The 5023-nt window shown below is 44.6% G+C and carries 5 protein-coding genes; all 5 read left to right on the top strand.

Translation table 11 applies throughout. The features are described 5' to 3' along the window. On the top strand, positions 1 to 868 hold an 868-nt coding region (locus KGY70_16780; protein ID MBS3776855.1), incomplete at its 5' end, for a hypothetical protein. Positions 869 to 1199: 331 nt separating this feature from the next. Further along, positions 1200 to 2243, top strand: coding sequence for an amidohydrolase family protein (locus KGY70_16775; protein ID MBS3776854.1), 1044 nt, complete (start codon positions 1200 to 1202; stop codon positions 2241 to 2243). Between the two features lie 85 nt (positions 2244 to 2328). Continuing rightward, positions 2329 to 3234 (top strand): ribokinase, encoded by a 906-nt coding sequence (rbsK, locus tag KGY70_16770; GenBank protein MBS3776853.1) that lies wholly within the window; start codon positions 2329 to 2331, stop codon positions 3232 to 3234. Between the two features lie 265 nt (positions 3235 to 3499). Next, the gene (locus KGY70_16765; GenBank protein MBS3776852.1) at positions 3500 to 4498 is read left to right on the top strand and encodes a multidrug DMT transporter permease; all 999 of its coding nucleotides are present in this window, start codon (positions 3500 to 3502) and stop codon (positions 4496 to 4498) included. Between the two features lie 248 nt (positions 4499 to 4746). Further along, positions 4747 to 5023 (top strand): transposase (locus KGY70_16760; protein ID MBS3776851.1); only part of this gene is annotated, 277 nt, incomplete at its 3' end.

The raw sequence follows: 5023 nt of genomic DNA, 5'->3' as shown, positions 1-5023 counted from the left end.
TGCAGTCAATGGTATTGGCGGTTGGGGTGGCAATACCGACCATGCCAAAAAGGCCATTAAGGACATCTGGCATCTGAATGTGAAAACGGCCGATATGGATGAGCTACAATCCCTGGTGGAGAAAAAACAGAAGGACAGTGCTGTTGTTAGCAAGGCGGAAAAGGATGCATCGGATTATGAAGATCAAAGTACCATCCTTTCGGTCAATACCCCGAAGAAATATATGACCAATACCTTTATCCTCTATTATGCCTTTAAGGATCTGATGAACAAATATGGTGCCGATGGAATAACCGTGCGCGGATGCATGGGCATCGGCCAATTTGTAGATACTACAGCCTGCCTGGCTTTCGCTCTGGTTAACGATGAAGGGCTGATGGCCTTCTGTGAATCCGATTTTACCGTCATACCCAGCGGCATATTGCTCCGCCACATCTCTGGCAAACCTGCATTTTTAAATGATCCCACTTTGCCTCATGACGGGGTCACAACCTGTGCACATTGCCATTCGCCCAGGAGAATGAACGGCAGGGACCTGGAGCCTACCCACATTTATACCCATTTTGAGTCGGATCACGGGGCAGCTACGAAGGTGCAATACCGGAAGGGACAGGTGGTGACCAACATCATCCCGGACTTTGACAACAGCAAATGGGTAGGCTTTACAGGAGAGATCATCGATCACCCGTTTTATGCCATCTGCCGCTCGCAATACGACTGCACCATCGACGGTGACTGGGAGAAACTGCTCAGGGATATGAAAGGCTTCCACTGGATGAGCTGCTATGGCGATTATCTGAAGGAGATGGAATATGCTACCCATAAGGTGGGGATTGAAATGGAGAATATATCATATAAAACTGGATAGGCTGAGTCCATGAAATAGGTAACTCAGTATAAAAAGATGTATTTTTGCCACTAAAACACCAAAACACAAAATTTCACTAAAAATAAATACTTATTATTTTTTGTTTTGTGGGATTTTGTGTTTTGGAGATTTTGTGGCATTTTTTTTATTTAATTATTTTTGAGATTTATTTGTTTCCCGTCAAAAGCCGGACAAGTTTTGATATTTTAAATTTGGTGCTTTCATGTTATTATATTTTCTTTATAAGGAAATTTTTTTAATAGTTCATTCTTCAAATCTCTGCTTTATGAAAATGTTCATTCAACGATTTACAATAACAGGTTTTCTTTTCATGCTTACTGTTTGTGGAGCTGTTACCCAGAATCCCGACAGTTTGCTGCTGAAAGACTACGATCCCGAGTCGGTGTATAACATACCCGAAACCCGTATCCCCCATGCAGCGTACCCGGTAATTGATGTGCATTCACATGATTATGCAGCCAATAAGGAAGAGGTTGATCAGTGGGTGCGTATAATGGATTCGGCAGGGATAGAAAAATCCATCATTCTTTCCACGGCCACCGGTGCTGAGTTTGATTCCATTGTGGATAGGTATTCTGCATATCCCGCTCGGTTTGATATATGGTGCGGAATTGATTATTCAGGTTATAAAAGCGATGATTGGCCAGCCCGAGCCATTGAGGAACTGGAGCGCTGCCATGCCATGGGAGCCGAAGGGGTCGGTGAACTGGGTGACAAAGGTGAAGGATTGTTTTATTGCGATCCGCCTGCTTACGGTATGCACCTGGATGATAAAAGAATGAAGCCTGTGCTTCAGAAGTGTGGGGAGCTGGGAATGCCCATTAACATTCATGTTGCCGACCCTTATTGGATGTATCTTCCCATGGATGAAAAAAATGACGGGTTGATGAATGCCTGGGAATGGAAGATCGATACCACCAAAGAAAACATACTCCTACATGGGGAAATGATCCGGACGCTGGAAAATGCTGTGAGGGAAAACCCCAACACAACCTTCATCGCCTGTCATTTTGCCAATTGTTCCCACGATCTGAACATGCTTGGTGAACTGCTGAAGAAATATCCCAACTTATATGCCGACATCTCGGCCAGGTATGCCGAGACAGCTGCGATTCCAAGGTTTACGCAAACTTTTTACAGGAAATATCAGGACCGTTTGCTTTATGGCACCGATATGGGTATAGGCAGAGGAGTGTATGAAACCACATTCCGTATTCTGGAATCCGCTGACGAACATTTCTATCCCGACCGGTTCAGTTACCACTGGCCGCTGCATGGACTGGATCTGCCGAAGCATGTGCTTAAAAAGGTTTACAGGTCCAATGTTTTAAATATTTTAGAACCGGATCGATGAAGGTGCCAGGCCAAGGCCACCTTTGGTGGTGGCTTATAATTCTATTATCAATTTTTATAGAAGTTAATTTGAAACGGAGAAACATATGGCACAACCCAAAATAGTTGTAATCGGAAGTTCCAATACCGACATGGTTGTACAGTCGGATCATCTGCCGGTGCCGGGAGAAACCGTTATCGGAGGAGAGTTTTTCATGAATCCCGGAGGCAAGGGCGCCAACCAGGCAGTTGCTGCTTCCCGTTTCGGAGGTGATGTGGTATTTATTTCCAAGCTGGGAAACGATATTTTTGGAGAGAAATACAGAGACATCCTGAAAAGGGAAAAGATCAGCACAGATCATGTTTATACCTATCAGAATGCAGCTTCAGGAGTGGCTTTGATCACAGTGGATGCCAAAGGCGAAAATGCCATTGTAGTTGCCCCGGGAGCCAACAGCAAGCTGGATCGTTCTGATATTGACAAGGCAGAGAAAGAATTTAAAGAAGCTGAATTTTTCCTTCTGCAACTGGAGATTCCCCTTGATACGGTGATCTATGCAGCTCAAAAAGCTTCAGATCTTGGAAAGAAAGTGGTGCTCAATCCTGCTCCTGCACAGGAACTACCGAAAGAGTTGCTTAAGTCACTTTATATCATTACGCCCAATGAAACGGAAGCAGAAATGCTCTCGGGCATTCAGGTAAATGATATGGATTCGGCCAGGTCAGCGGCATGGGCCATCCGAAAAAGAGGGGTTGATGTGGTGATCATCACCATGGGAAAACAGGGAGCATACATCTATTCCGATGAAGTGGAGATGCACGTTCCCGCAAATGAAGTAAAAGCAAAAGATACCACGGCCGCCGGGGATGTATTCAATGGAGCTTTGGTAGTGGCGCTTGCTGAACAACTGCCGCTTTCTGAAGCCGTGCAACTGGCCAACAATGCGGCCTCTCTATCGGCGACCAAACTGGGAGCTCAGGCTTCGGCACCCTATCGGGAGGAAGTGAAATAAGTAAGGAATTATGAAGTTCCTGGTCTATAAAACAAATGGATAAATTACAAATTACAAATCTCAAACTTCAAACAATATCAAATATCCAATTTATCAAATTCCAAACCTGAAATAGCAACGAGTTTTGGTCATTTGAATTTGGTGCTTCGTAATTATTTGTTATTTGATGCTTGTTATTTGATATTTTTTAGAGGCTATGGTTAATTTCATATAAAAGAAGTAGTTCATTAATATTTAGCAATTACTAACCAAAAATCCATTCAACATGTTTGTAGTCGATTCTTATTCCGTAGCCGTGATTTTCAGCATCATCACCATGCTCTGCTGGGGATCTTGGGCGAACACACAAAAGTGGGCCGGTAAAACCTGGCGTTTTGAGTTGTTTTACTGGGATTATGTGATTGGCATTTTGCTGTTATCCCTTATTTTTGGCTTTACGCTTGGATCGGTCGGCGAAGCAGGCCGAAGCTTTGTCGAAGATTTGGCACAGGCCAGCACGGGCAGTGTTTTGTGGGCCCTTGGTGGTGGTGTGGTCTTCAATGCCGCCAACATCCTTTTTGTGGCTGCCATTGGCATTGCTGGAATGGCGGTGGCTTTTCCCATAGCCATTGGTTTGGCACTGGTGCTTGGCACTTTTTTTAATTATCTGCTAAACCCCACCGCCGATCCCGTTTATCTTTTTATTGGCGTGATTTTCCTTATTGCCGCCATCATCTTCGACGGCATTGCCTACAAGCGCTTGCCTCAGGTGGATGCCAGGGTCTCAACCAAAGGGCTCTTGCTTTGTCTGGTAGCCGGTCTTCTTATGGGTTTCTGGTATCCCGTGTGGGCCAAATCCGTTTCCACGAATTTTGTTGATCTGACACCGGGTATGCTTGGACCTTATGCAGCCATATTTCTGCTTTCCATTGGTATATTGGTCAGCAACTTCCTTTTCAATACGCTTATGATGAAAAAGCCATTTGTCGGAGAACCGGTATCGTTCAGGGATTATTTCAAGGGCAATTCCAGGGTGCATTTGATTGGCATTCTTGGAGGAGTGATCTGGGGACTTGGTACGGTATTCAACATCATTGCCTCCGGTGAAGCTTCTTTTGCCATTTCTTACGGCTTGGGTCAGTCGGCTCCGATGATCGGTGCGTTGTGGGGCATATTTGCCTGGAAGGAATTCAAGGAAGGCGATGCCAAAGTGAATCGCCTGCTGACATTTATGTTTCTGAGTTATTTGATAGGTCTGGCGTTGGTGGTGTATGCGGGATCCTAGATAACGCATTGTTCAACCCTTTCAGGGTTGATTGGAGCATATTCTAGGGTATGCTCCACCTGCTGCAGCGGGTGGTTATTCATGGTTGTTTCCCTTCAGGAAACTATTGGTATTTTTGAGGCCTGACAACTAGACAGATCCTCTCAACCACGAAGTGGTTGAATTTAAAGTAACCCCGTACGAAGTACGGGGTGATAACGATGCAATAACCATCAACCACGAAGTGGTTGAACTAAAACCATAAAACCATGTCAACTTACACAGTAATCTACTATCATCTGATCTTCGGAACCAAAAACAGGGAGCATACCCTCCCGGAATCAGACCATCGAAACCTCTACAATTACATGTGGGGAGTTTTCAGAAACAATGATTGCCATTTATATCAAATCAATGGCACTACCAACCACATTCATTTTTTATTTGAGCTGCATCCTTCTGTGACCTTAGCCGGTCTGGTTAAAGATCTGAAGCTCTCTACCAATCAGTGGATCAAAAACGAGAAGAAATATCCGAATTTTCGAG

The organism is Bacteroidales bacterium (assembly GCA_018334875.1).
Classification (GTDB): Bacteria; Bacteroidota; Bacteroidia; order Bacteroidales; family UBA12077; genus JAGXLC01.
This window is presented reverse-complemented; position numbering and strand designations above follow the sequence as displayed.